This window comes from Mycobacteriales bacterium, from assembly GCA_040902655.1.
In the GTDB taxonomy this organism is placed as follows: Bacteria; Actinomycetota; Actinomycetes; order Mycobacteriales; family SCTD01; genus SCTD01.
In genome coordinates, this window is the sequence record JBBDWV010000021.1 from 1 (window position 1) to 15,593 (window position 15,593).

Below are 15,593 nucleotides of genomic sequence, written 5' to 3' on the forward strand. Positions count from 1 at the left end.
CGGACGACGGGATTCGAACCCGCGACCCTCACCTTGGCAAGGTGATGCTCTACCACTGAGCCACGTCCGCGTACTGCCGGGCCCGCGCAGGCCTGGCGACGAGGGAGAACCCTAGCAGAACCGGGTCCAGCCGACGGTCTGGCGGGCTCAGGTCTCGGGCTCGGCCCAGAGCAGCAGCGCGAGCTCCGCGTCGACGTCCACATGGTCGCCCTCGTGCCCGGTCGGGACCGCGTGGTAGGTGCGCTGCAGGAAGTCGACGAGGTCCGCGAGCGGCACCTCGAACAGGGCCCGGCCGGACGGCGAGGACAGCGACAGGCAGGCCACGGAGGTGCCGCCGCCGGTGGACGGCCAGACCTGCACGTCCCCCTCGCCGGCCGGTACCGATACCCCGTCGCTGAGCAGAGAGCGCGCGAAGGTCCACTGGACGACGTCCCCTCCGGGGGCGCCGGTGCCGGTGTGGAACGAGATCTGCACGGCGTACGGGTCGGCCACATCGTAGGCGAGGTCGGCCCGCACGGGCAGCGACGCTGCTCCGGGAACGACGAGGCGCAGTTGGAGCTGGGAGCTGACCGTCGTCGGGCTGCTGGTCATGGCTCGACCTCTCTGCGCGTTGAGGGGCGCTGCCGCCCGGATGTAGACGGAAGTCCCCCCTGGGGGCCTCTGCTAACCGAAGGACGGCAGGCGAGCCGGGCATGTCACCCGGACGGAGCCTGCGGTGGGAGGAGGAGGGGCGTACGTCGCCGGTACGGTGTGAGGGGCGCCGCACCCTGTCGCCCATCCGTCCGCCTCGCTGCTGCGAACTACCGGTTGTGAGCCTCTCCGTGACCCTGCCCCGTGGTGGCCCGACGGGCGTCGGTGGCTCTGCCGCGCCCGTTGGGTCCTATGACGGCATGGACGACCGTGCGCTGGTAGCCCGGGTCACCGAGGGTGACGGCGGCGCGCTCGAGGCGCTCTACCGGCGCTACGGCCGGGCCTGCTACGGCCTGGCTCGGCGGATCCTCACCGACGAGCAGCTGGCGCAGGATGCAGTCCAGGAGGTCTTCCTCACCGTCTGGCGCGACGCCTCGCGTTTCGACTCCAGCCGCGGTGGCTTCTCCACCTGGCTGCTGTCGATGACACACCACAAGGCGGTGGACAGCGTCCGCCGGGAGGAAAACCTCCGCAAGCGCCGCACCACCGCCGACGCTCTCGAGTACCGCGAGTCCGAGACGCCGAAGGTCGACGACGCCGTCTGGTCACTGCTGCGCCGTGAGCGCGTACGGGAGGTGCTCAAGACGCTGCCTGACCCGCAGCGTGAGGCGCTGACGCTGGCTTACTTCGGTGGTTACACCCAGCGCGAGATCTCCGGCCTGACGTCCGCGCCACTCGGCACGGTCAAGACTCGAATGCTCGCCGGCATGCGCCGGATGAAGGACTCTCTCGACGGCATGTCGAACGCCGCCACCGGGACAGAGCCACCCGGACCCACCGGAACCTCCACCCGTCCCACGCCAGATCAGGGGAAGAACCCGTGAGCCGCGCCGACGCCCACGTGCGCTTCGAGGAGCTTGCAGCCGGCCATGCGCTCCATGCGCTCGAGCCCGAGGACGAGCAGGTCTTCAGGAGTCACCTGGAAGGCTGCACCCGTTGCGAGCGCGACCTCATGGAGCACGCCGCCACGCTGGCGCACCTGGCCTATGCGCCGGATGCCGCCGAACCGCCGCCCGCGCTGCTCGAGGGGATCCGGGCCGGCATCAGGTCCTCCGGTCGCGAGGTCGGCTCCTCCGAGCCGGCGGAGCCGGTCGTGTCGCTGGAGACCGCCCGGCGCAGGCGGGATGCCACCCGGATGCGCCGTGCTGCCGTCTGGACGAGCATGGCGGCCGCCGCCGCCCTGGTCCTCGGGCTCGGCGGTTGGGTGACCGCCTTGCTGCAGGACCGCGACGAGCAGGCACAGCTGAGCGGTCGTCTGGCGGCGGCGCTGAGCCAGCTGCGCGAGGCGTCCACCGTGCCGCTGCAGGGCGAGTCCGGTGAGGTCGTCGCCGTCGCGCTGGTGCGCGGCAACGAGATCTCGCTGGTCGTGGACGGCCTGCCGGTCAACGACGCCGCGACGACCTACGTCCTGTGGGGCGAGAGCCGCTACGGCGACAAGCGGGCCGTGGGCGTCTTCGATGTGACGACCGACGACCTCGACGTCCTCAGCGGCATGCGCCTGCAGGCCGGAGTGAGCGACGTGGTGCGCCTCATGGTGACCCGTGAGCAGGGTGACGTCGCCCCGCCGATCCCCACCCTTCCGGTGCTCGCGTCCGGCACCGTGTGAGCGTGATCGAGGACGTACGGCAGGATGCGCGGATGTCCGTCGCCCGCCCGCCCGCCGCCTGGAAGCTCAAGCTGCGGCGTACGCCCGGGGGCGCCTCGACCGTCAAGGTCATCGTGTTCGTCGGTGGGCTGCTGTTCATCCTGCTGGGGCTGGCGCTCGCGGCCCTGCCCGGGCCGCTGACGATTCCGCCGATCCTGGTCGGCCTCTACATCTGGTCGACGGAGTTCGCCTGGGCGGAGCGGCTGCTCGACCGGGCCAAGCGCAGCGCGCACGAGGCGTGGGAGAACGCCAGGAGGCGGCCGGTTCTCACCGCGTTGGTCACCGTGAGCGGGCTGGTCGCTTTCGCGATCGGCATTTACCTGCTGAGCAGGTACGACCTCTTCGTGCGCGTGAGGGAACTCATCGGACTCCTGTAGTCTCGCGCCCGCACCAGGACGTATAGCTCAGTTGGTTAGAGCGCACGCTTCACACGCGTGAGGTCGCAGGTTCGAGTCCTGCTACGTCCACCCTGGAACCCCTGGCACGCAGGGCTTTCGTCATTTCGAGGGTTTGCGTGCCACAGGATGTGCCACAGCGCGAGTGGCAGACCCGTCCACGTCGCAGGGTCCCCGCGGAAGGTGGCGCCTCCGGGAGTCAAGGAAGCGGACAGATGCCACGACAGTCCGACATGCGGACAGGAAATCGAACGATTCGCCCGGCCCGGATGGCAGGACGAGATCGCCTGACCGGCACACTGGGTGCCATGACCCGCCCCTGCCGCCACCCCCGACTCTGTCTCCGGACCGCCATCGTCCTGACCGGCCTGCTGCTCGCCGCCGCCTGCAGCGACGCCCCCGACCGCGAGGCCACCGGCCGCACGAGCGAGCCGACCCAGGACCCGGTGTCTGCTGCGCCGCCGTCGCCGGAGGCGGCGGCCACACCCTCTCCGGTGTTCGCGGCCCACACGGCGCCCGTGGAGGAATCGCACACCGGCGGGCCGCTCACGGTCACCGCCGTCCGCGTCGCCCGGCAGCCCGGCTACGACCGCGTCGTCTTCGAGTTGGACGGTCGGCAGCCGGGGGAGCCCGGCTGGCGGGTCGAGTACACCGAGGACCCGCGCCGTGCGGGCTCCGGCGACGAGGTGGACGTGCAGGGAGAGGCGACCCTGGCGGTGCTCATCGACGGGACCGGCTATCCCTTCGACACCGGACAGCAGGAGGCGACCTCGGTACGGATGCCGACGGACCTCGAGGTCGTCCGCGACGTCGAGCTGGGCGCGGTCTTCGAGGGAACCTACGAAGCCTTCGTCGGCGTGTCACGCAAGGCCCCGTTCCGCGTCTTCCGGCTGGCCGACCCGGCCCGCGTGGTGGTCGACGTACGGCACGAGTGAGCCTGCCCGCGGGGAATCCGTCCGCACCGGCAGGGCTTGTACACGACGTCCTGCCCCTGAGCCGCAAGGAGAGCCTGATGCCCACACGTAGCGCCCGCACCGCCTGGACCGGCGGCCTCGAGGACGGTTCCGGCCGGCTGGAGCTGAGCAGCAGCAAGGTCGGCACGTACGACGTGTCCTTCCCACGCCGCGCCGCCGACGAGGCCGGGGGCGTGACCAGCCCCGAGGAGCTGATCGCCGCAGCCCACTCGTCCTGCTTCGCGATGCAGCTGTCGGCGTTGATCGCCGCGGCGGGGGGCACGCCGAAGAGCCTCCAGGTCGGCGCCAGCGTCAGCCTGGGTCCGGACAAGGACAACGGCGGCTTCATGCTCACCGGCATCGCGCTCGAGGTGGTGGGAGAGGTCGAGGGGCTGGACGCCGCCGGCTTCGAAAAGGCCGCCCAGGAGGCCAAGCTCAGCTGCCCCGTCAGCAAGGCGCTCGCCGCGGTCGACATCACGCTGGACGCCTCGCTCGCGTAGCGTCCCCGCTGGGGCCGGCGATCGGGGGCAGGACGTGGTGGAACGCACCTCGGCGTGGGACGACCTGCCCGTCGAGCAGACTTCCGGGCGCGCGTCGGGTGAGCCGGGATGCCTCCTGCTCGCCGCCCTGAACCTCGTCCTCCCGCTCGCCCTGATCACTCTGGGCGTGCTGTTCGTGCTGGCTGCACGGGAGGCATCCCTGCTCGGCGCGGTCGGCGCTGCGGCGGTAGCCGTCCTCGGCGCCGTCGGCGGCCTGGCCGCACTGCGCTACGAGGCCGGGGTCTTCCGCTGGGTGGCGGACCTCAGCCTGGCCTTCGCGGCGGTGCACAGCGGCATCGCCGTGGCGGCGATTGCCGGTGTCGCCGGCGCCTCCACGCGGCTGGCGCTGCTGGCCGGAGCGCTCGTCGGGGCGGCGGCGGCGGCGGTGCTCTACGGGTTCGTGCGCCGGCTGTGGCTGCAGATGGCCACCGTGGGGCTCGCCGCGACCGCACTGCTGGCCCTGCTGTCGGTGAACCCGCAGATTCCGCCCTTCGTGGACGGGCTGTACCTGCTGGTGCTGGCCGGCTTCGCCGCGGCGGGCACCGCCGCGGGGGTGCTCAGTCCCGTGCCGAGCGGCTACGCCTTCTCGGCTGTCGTCGCGCTGGCCGGCGCCCAGGCCTTGGTCACGGGCCGGGCCGGGCTGGCCTACGTCGCCCCGCTCGTCGCGGTGGCTGTGCTGCTCGCGGCCGCTGGGCTGGCCGCTGCGGCGGCCGACGTGCTGCTCCGGCGCCGGGGGTCAGCCGCCGGTGCCGCGGTACCCACCGACGGCGACTGGCTCACCGCGGCCGGCAGCCACATCGTCGTCACCGCGTCCTATCCGGTCGTCTTCGACGCCGCGGAGCAGTTGTTGGGCGGGCTGTCCCTTCAGGTTGTCGACCGTGCGCAGGGCCGGCTGCTCGCCGGGCCGGCCGCCTCCCCGATCATCGGCGTCGGCCTGTGGGCAGCCGGCGCGCTCGGGACCGGCGTCCGCGCCGTCGGCGATCCCGAGGACGTCGAGCGCTTCCTGACCTCGCTACGGGCCCAGGTGGAGGCGCAGAGCGCGCGGGGCCTGCGCCGCTAGGCTCGCCGCATCCCGCCACCCCTCACCAGGAGTTCCCCCGTGCCTGCCGCCCCACCACCCGCCGTCCTCACCGTGAGTGCGGAGCAGGCGGGTACGACGGCCGGTGAGCTGCTCCGGGCAGCCGGCGTGAAGGACACCGCCGTGGCGCGGATCGGTGGCGACCTGTGCGACCTGGCCAGCGTCGTCGCCGACGGGGACACCGTCGAGGCGGTGCCGTACGGCAGCGAGGACGGGCGGGCTGTCCTGCGGCACAGCGCCGCGCACGTGCTCGCCCAAGCCGTGCAGGACCTGTTCCCGGGTACGAGGCTCGGCATCGGGCCGCCGGTGAAGGACGGCTTCTACTACGACTTCCTGCCCGACCGTCCGTTCACCCCCGAGGACCTGGCGGCGATCGAGAAGCGGATGAGTGACATCGTCCGCCAGCGGCAGAAGTTCTCACGGCGGGTCGTCTCGGAGCAGGACGCCCGCGAGGAGCTGGCCGACGAGCCGTTCAAGCTCGAGCTGATCGGCCTGAAGGGCGCCGCGTCCGACGACGACGGCAGCAGCGTCGAGGTCGGCGGGGGCGAGCTCACCATCTACGACAACCTCGCCGGCGAGGAGCTGGTGTGGAAGGACCTCTGTCGCGGGCCGCACCTACCGACCACCCGGGACATCCCTGCCTTCAGGCTCATGCGGACCGCGGCTGCCTACTGGCGCGGCGACCAGAACAACCCGATGCTGCAGCGGATCTACGGCACCGCCTGGGAGTCCCGCGACGCCCTCAAGGCGCACCTCACGCTGCTCGCGGAGGCCGAGAAGCGCGACCATCGGCGGCTCGGGGCCGAGCTGGACCTGTTCAGCTTCCCGGACGAGATCGGCTCCGGGCTCGCGGTCTTCCACCCCAAGGGCGGCATCGTCCGCCGGGTCATGGAGGACTACTCGCGGCAGCGGCACGAACAGGCCGGCTACTCCTTCGTCAACACGCCGCACGTCACCAGGGAGGACCTGTTCCTCACCAGCGGGCACCTGCCGTACTACGCGGACACGATGTTCCCGCCGATGCAGTTCGAGGGCACCGACTACTACCTCAAGCCGATGAACTGCCCGATGCACATCCTGGTCTACAAGAGCCGGGGACGCAGCTACCGGGAGTTGCCGCTGCGGCTGTTCGAATTCGGGTCGGTGTACCGGTACGAGAAGTCCGGCGTCGTGCACGGGCTCACCCGCGTGCGCGGCCTGACCATGGACGACGCGCACATCTTCACCACGCTCGACGACATGGGTGACGAGATCAGCGGCGTGCTCGATTTCATCCTCGGCCTGCTGCGCGACTTCGGGCTGACCGATTTCTACCTCGAGCTGTCGACCCGCGACGGCAGCGACAAGTTCATCGGGGACGAGCAGATGTGGGAGCGCTCGACAGCCGCGCTGCAGGCCGCCGCGGACCGCAGCGGGCTCGAGCTCGTGCCCGACCCCGGGGGTGCTGCCTTCTACGGCCCGAAGATCAGCGTGCAGGCGCGCGACGCCATCGGTCGCACCTGGCAGATGTCCACGATCCAGGTCGACCCGAACCTGCCCGAGCGCTTCGACCTGGAATACCAGGCGCCGGACGGCACCCGGCAACGGCCGGTGATGCTGCACCGCGCGCTGTTCGGCTCGATCGAACGTTTCTTCGGCGTGCTGCTCGAGCATTACGCCGGTGCCTTCCCGGCCTGGCTGGCGCCGGTGCAGGTGGTCGGCATCCCGGTGCACAGCGACTACATCGGCTACCTCAACGAGGTGGCGGCGCGGCTGCGTGCGGAGGGCGTCCGCGTGGAGGTCGACACCTCCGATGACCGGATGCAGAAGAAGATTCGCACCGCGCAGACGTCCAAGGTGCCGTTCATGCTCATCGCCGGCGAGGAGGACATCAGCAAGGACGCCGTCTCCTTCCGCTACCGCGACGGCTCCCAGGAGAACGGCGTGCCGATCGACCAGGCCGTGGCGAAGGTCGTGCAGGCGGTCCGGGACAGGACCTGAGATGAGCGATCACGACGCCGAGGAGCAGCAGGGGGTCGGCATCGCCGACGCCTTCGCACGCCTCTACACCCCGCACCGGATGGCCTACATCAAGGGCGAGGGCAAGGGCGGTGACTGCCCGTTCTGCGCGATCCCGTCGCTGGACGAGCGCGAGGCCCTGGTCGTCGCCCGCGGGTCGGCCGCCTTCGTGGTGCTCAACCTCTACCCGTACAACTCCGGGCACCTGATGGTGGTGCCGTACCGGCACGTGGCCGGCTACGACGAGTTGACCGGCGAGGAGGCTGCGGAGGTCGCGGTCATGACGCAGCACGCGCTGCGGGCCCTGCGGCACGCCACCGGGGCGCAGGGCTTCAACGTCGGCATGAACCTCGGCGTCGTCGGGGGAGCCGGCATCGCCGCACACCTGCACCAGCACGTCGTTCCGCGGTGGGGCGGCGACACCAACTTCATGCCCGTCGTCGGGCACACGCGGGTGCTGCCCCAGCTGCTGCCGGACACGCGTGACCTGCTCGCGCAGGCCTGGACCGAGATCTCCTGACGCTGGCCGTGGCTGCGTCCCTCAGGACCGGCCGATCGTCGGCTCGAAGCCCAGCGGTCGACGGATGAAGGACCCGGTCCCGTGCGACACCCCCCGCAGGACGGCGGCGTAGTCGACCAGCTCGGCCTCCGGCAGCTGGGCGTGCACGACGGTGCGGTCCTCGTCCACCGGATCGACGTCGCTGCCGGTGACCCGGGCACGGCGGCCGGACAGGTCGCTCATGACCGTGCCGACGAAGGTGGTCGGGACGCCCACCTCCACCTCGCACCACGGTTCGAGCACGACCGTTCCGGCAGCGGCCACCGCCTCCCGCAGCGCCAGCGCGCCGGCCGCCTGGAACGCGGCGTCGGAGGAGTCGACCGAGTGCGCCTTGCCGTCGACGAGCACGACCCGCAGGTCCACCAGCGGACGCCCCTCGTGCACACCCCGCTCGGCCTGGGCGCGCACGCCCTTCTCGACGCTGCCGTGGAAGGCCGACGGGACGGCGCCGCCGACCACCCGCTGCTCGAAGGTGAGGCCCGAGCCGGGTGGGGCGGGGGAGACCTCCACGACCACGACGGCGTACTGCCCGTGTCCGCCGGACTGCTTCACATGCCGGCCGGTGACCGTGGCGGGTCCGGCGAGCGTCTCGCGCCGCGGCACGTCGACCTCCGGTGTCCGGACCTCGACGCGGTGCCGGTTGCGCAGCCGGTCGAGCAGCACGTCCGCGTGGCCGGGGCCGATGCACCACAGCAGTTGCTGGCCGGTCTCGGTACGGCGCTCGAGCCGTACCGTCGGGTCCTCCGCCACCAGCCGGGCCAGTGCCGCCGCCAGCCGCTCCTCGTCCGCCCGGCTGACCGCCTCGACCGCCACCGGCAGCTGCGGCTCCGGCAGCCGCCAGGGCGCGACGAGCAGCGGGTCCTCCCGGGCGGACAGCGTGTCGCCGGTCTCGGCGGAGGTCAGTTTGCTGACGACGCAGATGTCGCCCGCCGGGCACGAGCCGACCGGGCGCAGTGCGGCACCCAGCGGCGACGACAGCGGCCCCACCCGTTCGTCGACGTCGTGGTCCGGGTGGTCCGGGCGCTGCCAGGTGCCGCCCGCACCGTGGCCGGAGACGTGCACCGGGGTGTCCGGTTGCAGCGTCCCGCTGAACACGCGGACCCAGGAGACCCGCCCGACGTACGGGTCGGTGGTCGTCCTGACCACCTCGGCGGCCAGCGGGCCCTCGGGGTCGCAGACCAGCGGTGTCGCCGGCGAGCCGTCCGGCCGGGTCACCGGCGGGCACGGGTGCTCGAGCGGCGAGGGGAAGCCCAGGACCAGTAGGTCGAGCAGCTCCTGAATCCCGACACCGGCCAGCGGTGCGGCCGCCAGCGCCGGGTGGAAGTGCCCCCGGGCCACGGCCCGCTCGAGGTCCGCGACCAGCACCCCGGGATCGAGCTCCTCGCCACCGAGGTAGCGGTCCAGCAGGGTCTCGTCCTCGCTCTCGGCGATGACCCCTTCGATCAGTTCTGCGCGCAGGTCGGCCACCAGCGCGAGGTGCTCGGCGTCCGCCTCGCGTTCCACCCGCTCGCCGGAGGAGTGGTCGACGACGTGCCGGTCGAGCAACGCGATGAGTCCGGCGACCTCGCCGTCGTCGTCGTGCATCGGCAGGTGCAGCGGGAGCACGCCCTCTCCCAACAGCCGCCGGCACAGCGCCACGGTCTCGTCGAAGTCGGCCCGTGCCCGGTCGAGCTGGGTGACCACCACGGCCCGCGGAATGCCGAGGGACTCGCACTCCGACCAGAGCTGGACGGTCACGGCGTCGAGCCCGCCGACCGCCGACACGACGAACAGCACCCCGTCGGCGGCGCGCAGGGCCGCCCGCAGCTCGCCGACGAAGTCGGGCGAGCCGGGGGTGTCCAGCAGGTTCACCTTCACACCGCGGTGCTCGAGCGGCGCGACGGCCAGGGACAGCGAGTGCCCGACGCGCTGCTCGACCTCCTCGCTGTCGCAGGTGGTGCTGCCCTCCTGCACGTTCCCGACCCGGGCGATCGCGCCGGCGGCGTGCAGCAGCGCCTCGACCAGCGTCGTCTTGCCCGCCGCGGTGTGCCCGACGACGGCGACGTTTCGGAGCCGGATCGGCTCGCGGGGCTCGGGAGCCGAGCCGGGATCGGCCTTCGCGCTGTGCACGGGCGCTCCTCTCGGGCAGCGGCCGGGGCGACCGCGGGGGGCCAGCCTGCCTGCTGGGCACGCTGCGCCACAAGGGCAGGGGAGCGGCGGGCGGCCCGGCTATCGTCGCGTGCGCACTCCCGACACCACGTACGAAGCCCAGGCGCTCCCGACCGGACGGACCCGATGCTCAACCTGCGCGTGCGTCCGGCTCTCGGCCGCGTGGTCGACCCGGTGGCCGGTCTGATGCTGCGTGCCGGCGTCCATCCCGACGCCGTCACCCTCGCCGGCACCCTCGGCGTCGTGCTCGGAGCGCTGGCGTTCTTCCCCCGCGGGATGTTTCTGGTGGGCACCACCGTCGTCTTCTTCTCGGTGCTGACCGACATGCTCGACGGCGCCATGGCCCGTCGGCTCGGGCGGACGAACCGCTTCGGCGCGTGGCTGGACTCGACCTGCGACCGGGTCGCCGACGCGGCCGTCTTCGGCGGGCTGGTGCTGTGGTTCACGGGAGCCGGTGACGATCCGACGCTGGCGGGCGTGGCGCTGTTCTGCCTGGTCGCCGGCAGCGTCGTGAGCTACGCCAAGGCGCGCGCCGAGGGGCTGGGCCTGCGCTGCGACGTCGGGTTCGCGGAGCGGGCCGAGCGGCTGATCCTCGTGCTCACGGGTACGACGCTGGCCGGGCTCGGGCTGCCGGCCGCTCTTGCCGTGGCGCTCTGGCTGCTCGCCGTCGCCTCGGCGGTCACCGTGGTCCAGCGCCTGGTCGAGGTCCGCCGGCAGGCGGCCCGGGCCGCGTAGTGCCGACCAGCCTGCGGGACCTGCCCCGCCGGGTCGCCGGCCTGGTCACCGGGCAGGCGAGCGCGGCTGCGTACGCCGGTGGCTGGGCGCTGGTCCGCGCGCTGCCGGAACCGCTGGCGCACCGGCTGTTCCGGGTGGGCGCCGACCTGGCGCACCGCCGTGGTGGCAAGGGTGTCGACCGGCTCCGCAGCAACCTGGCCCGGGTGGTGGGGGACGCCGACGGCTCCGATCTCGACCTGGTGACCAAAGAGGCCCTGCGCTCCTATGCCCGCTACTGGTGCGAGGTCTTCCGGCTGCCGGTCACGCCGGCCGCACGCATCCTCGGCGGCACGGTCACCGTCGAGGAGTACCGGATGCGGGATTCGCTCGCGAGCGGGCGCGGCACGATCCTGGCGTTGCCGCACAGCGGCAACTGGGACTGCGCCGGTGCGTGGTGCGGCGCGACCGGCGCACCGTTCACCACCGTGGCCGAGCGGCTGGAGCCGGAGTCGCTCTACGACCGCTTCGTGGTTTTCCGCGAATCCCTCGGCATGGAGGTGCTGCCGCTCACCGGCGGCGACCGGCCGCCGTTCGACGTCCTGGCCGAGCGGCTCGGCACCGGCGGCACGCTGTGCCTGCTGGCCGACCGGGACCTGTCGGCACGCGGTGTCGACGTGCAGTTCTTCGGCGCCACGGCGCGGATGCCCGCCGGCCCGGCGAGTCTGGCACTGCGCACCGGCGCGACGTTGTTGCCCGTGACGCTGTCGTTCCGCGGCAAGGGCTGGCGGATCGTCTTCCATCCGGAGGTGGCACACACCGACGTCCCCACCATGACCCAGGCACTGGCCGACGCCTTCGCCCGCGGCATCGCGGAACATCCGGCGGACTGGCACATGCTGCAGCGCCTCTGGCTCGACGACCTGGATCCACGGTGAGGATCGGCATCGCCTGCCCCTACAGCTGGGACGTCCCCGGCGGCGTGCAGGCGCATGTGCGCGACCTGGCCGACAACCTGGTCGCGCTCGGCCACACCGTCTCCGTGCTGACGCCCGTCGACGAGCCCGACGAGGCCGACCTGCCGCCGTACGTCGTCCCGGCCGGACGTGCCGTTCCGGTGCCCTACAACGGCTCGGTGGCCCGGCTGGTGTTCGGGCCGCTGTCGCTCGCCCGCACCCGGCGGTGGCTGCGGGACGGCGGCTTCGACGTCCTGCACGTCCACGAGCCGACGGTGCCGAGCGTGTCGATGCTGGCCTGCTTCGCCGCCAGCGGGCCGATGGTCGCCACCTTCCACACCGCGACCGCGCGGTCCCGCGCTCTGCAGGTGTTCGGCACCGCGCTCCAGCCGGCGCTGGAGAAGGTCACCGGCCGCATCGCCGTCTCCCCGGCCGCTCGCCGGGTCGTCGTGCAGCACCTCGGCGGCGACGCGATACTCATCCCGAACGGCGTCGACGTCGGCCGCTTCGAGGGAGCTGCACCGCCGCCGGGCCGGCCGGACGACCCCACCGTCGTCTTCCTCGGCCGGATCGACGAGCCCCGTAAAGGACTCGCCGTGCTGCTCGAGGCGTTGCCCGAGCTGGTCCGGCAGGTGCCCCGGGTGCGGCTACTGGTCGCCGGCCCCGGGGACGCGGACGAGGTCCGCGAAGCAGTGCCCCCATCGCTGCGTGACCGGGTCGAGCTGCTCGGCCTCGTCCGCGAGCAGGACAAGCCGCGGGTGTTCGCCAGCGGCCAGGTCTACTGCGCCCCCAACACTCACGGCGAGTCCTTCGGCATCGTGCTTGTCGAGGCCATGGCGACCGGTGTCCCGGTCGTGGCCAGCGACCTCCCCGCCTTTCGTCGGGTGCTCGACGACGGCGCGGCCGGCGTCCTCGTCCCGGTGCGCGACCCCGGCGCGCTGGCCGCTGCGCTCGGGGCGCTGCTGCAGGACGCGCCCCGCCGGGCCCGGCTCACGGCGGCCGCCCGGCTGGCCGTCCGGACCTACGACTGGTCCAGGGTGACCCGACAGATCGTCGAGGTGTACGAGACGGTCGCGCTGGCCGCTCCGGTGGCCGTCGACGCCACCCTGGAGGCGGCGCTGCCGCCGGGTGACGACGTGGACGACGACGCCGGGCGGCTGGTGACGACCCTGCGTCGCTGGATCTCCGAGCTGCCCGGCAGGAGCGGGCCGTGAGGGCGCTGGTCCTCGGCGTCTCGGTCCTGGCGCTGCTCACGCTCTACGTGACCTGGACCGCCGGGCGCCTGGACCGGCTGCACGCCCGGGTCGACGCGTCCTGGGCCGCCCTCGACGCACAGCTGGTACGCCGGGCCGCCGCAGCCCGGGCCGTCGCCGCCCACCTCGACGACCCGGAAACCGGCCGGACCCTGGCGCAGGCCGCGTCCGCTTCGCTCGAAGGGACCGTCGACCGGCGCGAAGGCCTGGAGAACGACCTGTCCCGCGCGCTCAAGGTGTCCCTGCCGCTGCTCGTCCAGGACGCCGCCGGGGAGGCGGCGCGGGCCGAGCTGGAGACGGCCTCGACTCGCGTGGGGCTGGCCCGGTCGTTCCACAACGCGGCCGTCAGGGACACCCGCGAGATCCGGCTGAGGAGGCTGCCGCGGGCCCTGCGGCTGGCCGGCCACCGGGAGCTGCCCGGCTACTTCGAGATCGACGACACGGGCAGTTAGTCGCAGCTACCCGTCCCTGCCGGTCTGGCGATTCTGCCGCCCACGGACGCCACGGCACGTAGCGTCGTCGGGGTGACCCGCCCGAACTTGCGCCCCCCCGTCCCGCACCCCGCCGCCGTCGTCCTGCTCGGCGTCACGCTGCTCGCTGCCTGTGGCGGCGCGGCCGCCGATCCGACCGCGACGCCGACTCCCGAAGCGAGTTCCGCCCCCGTCTCGGCTCCCGCGACCGCGACTGCGCCGAAGGCGACGGCGACCGCCGCCAAGGTCAGCCCCCTGACGGGCACCGCGCCGCTGCCGACCGGCAACGTCGTCGCGGTGAAGATCGACAACTCGCCGCTCGCCCGTCCGTACTTCCGCGGCCTCGGTGTGGCGTCGCTGATCTACCAAGAGGTCATGGAGGGTGGCGCCACCCGCTTCCTCGCCGTCTACGCGCCTGCCACGGGCAGCGAGGTCGGGCCGATCCGCAGCGTCCGCGAGGGCGACATCGAGCTGCTGCAGCAGTTCGGCAAGGTCGCGCTGGGCGCCTCCGGCGGCAACACCGGCGTGCTGGCCACCGTCGCCGTGGCCGAGAAGCGCGGCCTCGTCCTGGACGTCTCGTACGACACCGTGCCCGGCCCCTACCGGAAGGGAGAGCGGCGCAAGGACGCCATCAACTTCTTCACCTCGCCGGAGAAGATCGACAAGGCCAAGCCCTCCGGGACCAAGGTCAAGGACATCGGGCTGCGCTTCGGACCGCTGCCGGCCGGTGCCGGCTTCCCGGCGAAGCGGGTCTCGGTCCCGTTCTCGAAGATCTCCCAGGTCCGGGTCGAGTACGACGCCGCGTCCGGGCGCTACGCCGTCTACCAGGACGGTGACCGGATGAAGGACTACGCGCCGACCAACGTCATCATTCAGCACGCCCAGATCCGCGACACCAAGTACGTCGACGTGCTCGGCAACCCGACCCCCTTCACCTCCACCGTCGGGACCGGCGCAGCCGTGGTGCTGCGGGACGGGCGCCGGCTGTCCGGCTCGTGGCGCCGGATCGCGCCGCACAGCGGCACCCGCTTCCTGGACGACAAGGACCGGGACCTGCCGCTCAAGCCCGGTGCGACGCTCGTCCTGCTGGTTCCCGCCGGAACCACCGTGTCCGCCGGCTGACCTACCCTGGGCGTCTCACCCCACGACTGCGAGGAAAGACCATGTCCGCCGACGCCACGCCCGACCGCCCCCAGCTCGGCACCGACCGCGTGAAGCGGGGGATGGCCGAGATGCTCAAGGGCGGCGTCATCATGGACGTCGTCGACGCCGAGCAGGCCAAGATCGCCGAGGACGCCGGAGCGGTCGCGGTCATGGCCCTCGAGCGGGTCCCGGCCGACATCCGTCGCGACGGCGGCGTGGCCCGGATGAGCGACCCGGACATGATCGACGGCATCCAGGCCGCCGTGTCCATCCCGGTGATGGCCAAGGCGCGGATCGGCCACTTCGTCGAGGCGCAGGTCCTGCAGGCGATCGGTGTCGACTACGTGGACGAGTCCGAGGTCCTCACCCCCGCCGACTACGCCCACCACATCGACAAGCGGGCCTTCACCGTGCCGTTCGTCTGTGGCGCGACCAATCTCGGGGAGGCGCTGCGGCGGATCGCCGAGGGCGCCGCCATGATCCGCTCGAAGGGCGAGGCCGGCACCGGCGACGTCAGCCAGGCCACCACCCACATCCGCACCATTCTGGGCGAGATCAAGCGGCTCACCGTTCTGGACGAGACCGAGCTGTTCGAGGCGGCCAAGCTGATGAGCGCGCCGGTCGAGCTGGTCCGTGAGACCGCCTCGCTCGGCCGCCTGCCCGTCGTCTTGTTCACCGCCGGCGGCGTGGCCACCCCTGCGGACGCGGCGATGATGATGCAGTTGGGCGCGGACGGCGTCTTCATCGGGAGCGGGATCTTCAAGAGCGGTGACCCCGCGCGCCGGGCCCGCGCCTGCGTGGAGGCCACCGCCTACTTCCAGGACCCGGAGCGGATCGCCAAGGTCAGCCGCGGCCTCGGCGAGGCCATGGTCGGCATCTCCGCCGACTCCCTGGGCGCCGGTGAGCTGCTGGCCCAGCGCGGCTGGTGAGGGCGCCGATCCCCCTGCCCCTTCCTCCTGCCCTCCCTTTCCTGCCATCCCCCGCATGATCAACGCCGCTCTTCCTCATTTTTCGATGCCCGGCAATGTGCGGAAGTCCGGCGTTGATCACCGGGC

16 protein-coding genes and 1 tRNA gene are annotated in these 15,593 nt (G+C 72.6%); 15 read left to right on the plus strand and 2 right to left on the minus strand.

Features of this window, described 5'->3' with window-relative positions:
• Window positions 1–147 precede the first annotated feature (147 nt).
• Window positions 148–591, minus strand: coding sequence for an SsgA family sporulation/cell division regulator (locus WD794_06160; protein MEX2289895.1), 444 nt, complete (start codon window positions 589–591; stop codon window positions 148–150).
• Window positions 592–890: 299 nt separating this feature from the next.
• Here WD794_06160 and WD794_06165 point away from each other — a divergent pair, with 299 nt between their 5' ends.
• The 9 genes from WD794_06165 to WD794_06205 all read left to right on the plus strand — a co-directional run bounded on the left by WD794_06165 (window position 891) and on the right by WD794_06205 (window position 7,818).
• Window positions 891–1,514, plus strand: a complete 624-nt coding sequence (locus WD794_06165; GenBank protein ID MEX2289896.1) for a sigma-70 family RNA polymerase sigma factor — start codon at window positions 891–893, stop codon at window positions 1,512–1,514.
• Entirely contained in the window at window positions 1,511–2,296 is a 786-nt protein-coding gene (locus WD794_06170) for an anti-sigma factor (GenBank protein ID MEX2289897.1), read from the plus strand. The genes WD794_06165 and WD794_06170 overlap by 4 nt, the downstream gene beginning before the upstream one ends.
• 32 nt (window positions 2,297–2,328) lie before the next feature.
• The gene (locus tag WD794_06175) at window positions 2,329–2,712 is read left to right on the plus strand and encodes a PGPGW domain-containing protein (protein ID MEX2289898.1); all 384 of its coding nucleotides are present in this window, start codon (window positions 2,329–2,331) and stop codon (window positions 2,710–2,712) included.
• A 16-nt stretch (window positions 2,713–2,728) separates the two neighbouring features.
• Window positions 2,729–2,802: transfer RNA gene (locus WD794_06180), tRNA-Val, on the plus strand.
• 236 nt (window positions 2,803–3,038) lie between these two features.
• A complete protein-coding gene (locus WD794_06185) occupies window positions 3,039–3,665 on the plus strand; it encodes a hypothetical protein (protein ID MEX2289899.1) in 627 nt (208 codons plus the stop codon).
• A 77-nt stretch (window positions 3,666–3,742) separates the two neighbouring features.
• Window positions 3,743–4,183: an OsmC family peroxiredoxin gene (locus tag WD794_06190; GenBank protein MEX2289900.1), complete on the plus strand. Its 441-nt coding sequence runs from the start codon at window positions 3,743–3,745 to the stop codon at window positions 4,181–4,183.
• 37 nt (window positions 4,184–4,220) lie between these two features.
• Entirely contained in the window at window positions 4,221–5,282 is a 1,062-nt protein-coding gene (locus tag WD794_06195; protein ID MEX2289901.1) for a hypothetical protein, read from the plus strand.
• Window positions 5,283–5,321: 39 nt separating this feature from the next.
• Window positions 5,322–7,280 carry a threonine--tRNA ligase gene (thrS, locus tag WD794_06200; protein MEX2289902.1) on the plus strand — a complete coding sequence of 653 codons (1,959 nt, stop codon included), beginning with the start codon at window positions 5,322–5,324 and terminating at the stop codon, window positions 7,278–7,280.
• A gap of 1 nt (window position 7,281) precedes the next feature.
• Window positions 7,282–7,818, plus strand: a complete 537-nt coding sequence (locus WD794_06205; protein ID MEX2289903.1) for an HIT domain-containing protein — start codon at window positions 7,282–7,284, stop codon at window positions 7,816–7,818.
• Between the two features lie 21 nt (window positions 7,819–7,839).
• On the opposite strand, the gene WD794_06210 is transcribed toward WD794_06205, so the two are convergent.
• Complete coding sequence (locus WD794_06210) at window positions 7,840–9,966, minus strand: elongation factor G-like protein EF-G2 (GenBank protein MEX2289904.1); 2,127 nt, start codon at window positions 9,964–9,966, stop codon at window positions 7,840–7,842.
• A 165-nt stretch (window positions 9,967–10,131) separates the two neighbouring features.
• Between WD794_06210 and WD794_06215 the strand changes: the two genes are divergently transcribed.
• The 6 genes from WD794_06215 (at window position 10,132) to pdxS (ending at window position 15,467) form a co-directional block, all read left to right on the plus strand.
• Window positions 10,132–10,740, plus strand: coding sequence for a CDP-alcohol phosphatidyltransferase family protein (locus tag WD794_06215; GenBank protein MEX2289905.1), 609 nt, complete (start codon window positions 10,132–10,134; stop codon window positions 10,738–10,740).
• Between the two features lie 20 nt (window positions 10,741–10,760).
• Entirely contained in the window at window positions 10,761–11,654 is an 894-nt protein-coding gene (locus WD794_06220) for a phosphatidylinositol mannoside acyltransferase (protein MEX2289906.1), read from the plus strand.
• Entirely contained in the window at window positions 11,651–12,886 is a 1,236-nt protein-coding gene (locus WD794_06225) for a glycosyltransferase family 4 protein (GenBank protein MEX2289907.1), read from the plus strand. The genes WD794_06220 and WD794_06225 overlap by 4 nt, the downstream gene beginning before the upstream one ends.
• Window positions 12,883–13,377: a hypothetical protein gene (locus tag WD794_06230; GenBank protein ID MEX2289908.1), complete on the plus strand. Its 495-nt coding sequence runs from the start codon at window positions 12,883–12,885 to the stop codon at window positions 13,375–13,377. Before WD794_06225 ends, WD794_06230 begins: the two co-directional genes overlap by 4 nt.
• 72 nt (window positions 13,378–13,449) lie before the next feature.
• Window positions 13,450–14,517, plus strand: a complete 1,068-nt coding sequence (locus WD794_06235) for a DUF3048 domain-containing protein (GenBank protein ID MEX2289909.1) — start codon at window positions 13,450–13,452, stop codon at window positions 14,515–14,517.
• A 41-nt stretch (window positions 14,518–14,558) separates the two neighbouring features.
• Window positions 14,559–15,467: a pyridoxal 5'-phosphate synthase lyase subunit PdxS gene (gene pdxS / locus WD794_06240; protein ID MEX2289910.1), complete on the plus strand. Its 909-nt coding sequence runs from the start codon at window positions 14,559–14,561 to the stop codon at window positions 15,465–15,467.
• Window positions 15,468–15,593: the final 126 nt, after the last annotated feature.

Coding starts and splice junctions, on each gene's coding strand:
- WD794_06160 (MEX2289895.1), bottom strand. CDS start 591: ATGACCAGCAGCCCGACGACGGTCAGCTCCCAGCTCCAACTGCGCCTC.
- WD794_06165 (MEX2289896.1), top strand. CDS start 891: ATGGACGACCGTGCGCTGGTAGCCCGGGTCACCGAGGGTGACGGCGGC.
- WD794_06175 (MEX2289898.1), top strand. CDS start 2,329: ATGTCCGTCGCCCGCCCGCCCGCCGCCTGGAAGCTCAAGCTGCGGCGT.
- WD794_06185 (MEX2289899.1), top strand. CDS start 3,039: ATGACCCGCCCCTGCCGCCACCCCCGACTCTGTCTCCGGACCGCCATC.
- WD794_06190 (MEX2289900.1), top strand. CDS start 3,743: ATGCCCACACGTAGCGCCCGCACCGCCTGGACCGGCGGCCTCGAGGAC.
- WD794_06205 (MEX2289903.1), top strand. CDS start 7,282: ATGAGCGATCACGACGCCGAGGAGCAGCAGGGGGTCGGCATCGCCGAC.
- WD794_06215 (MEX2289905.1), top strand. CDS start 10,132: ATGCTCAACCTGCGCGTGCGTCCGGCTCTCGGCCGCGTGGTCGACCCG.
- pdxS (MEX2289910.1), top strand. CDS start 14,559: ATGTCCGCCGACGCCACGCCCGACCGCCCCCAGCTCGGCACCGACCGC.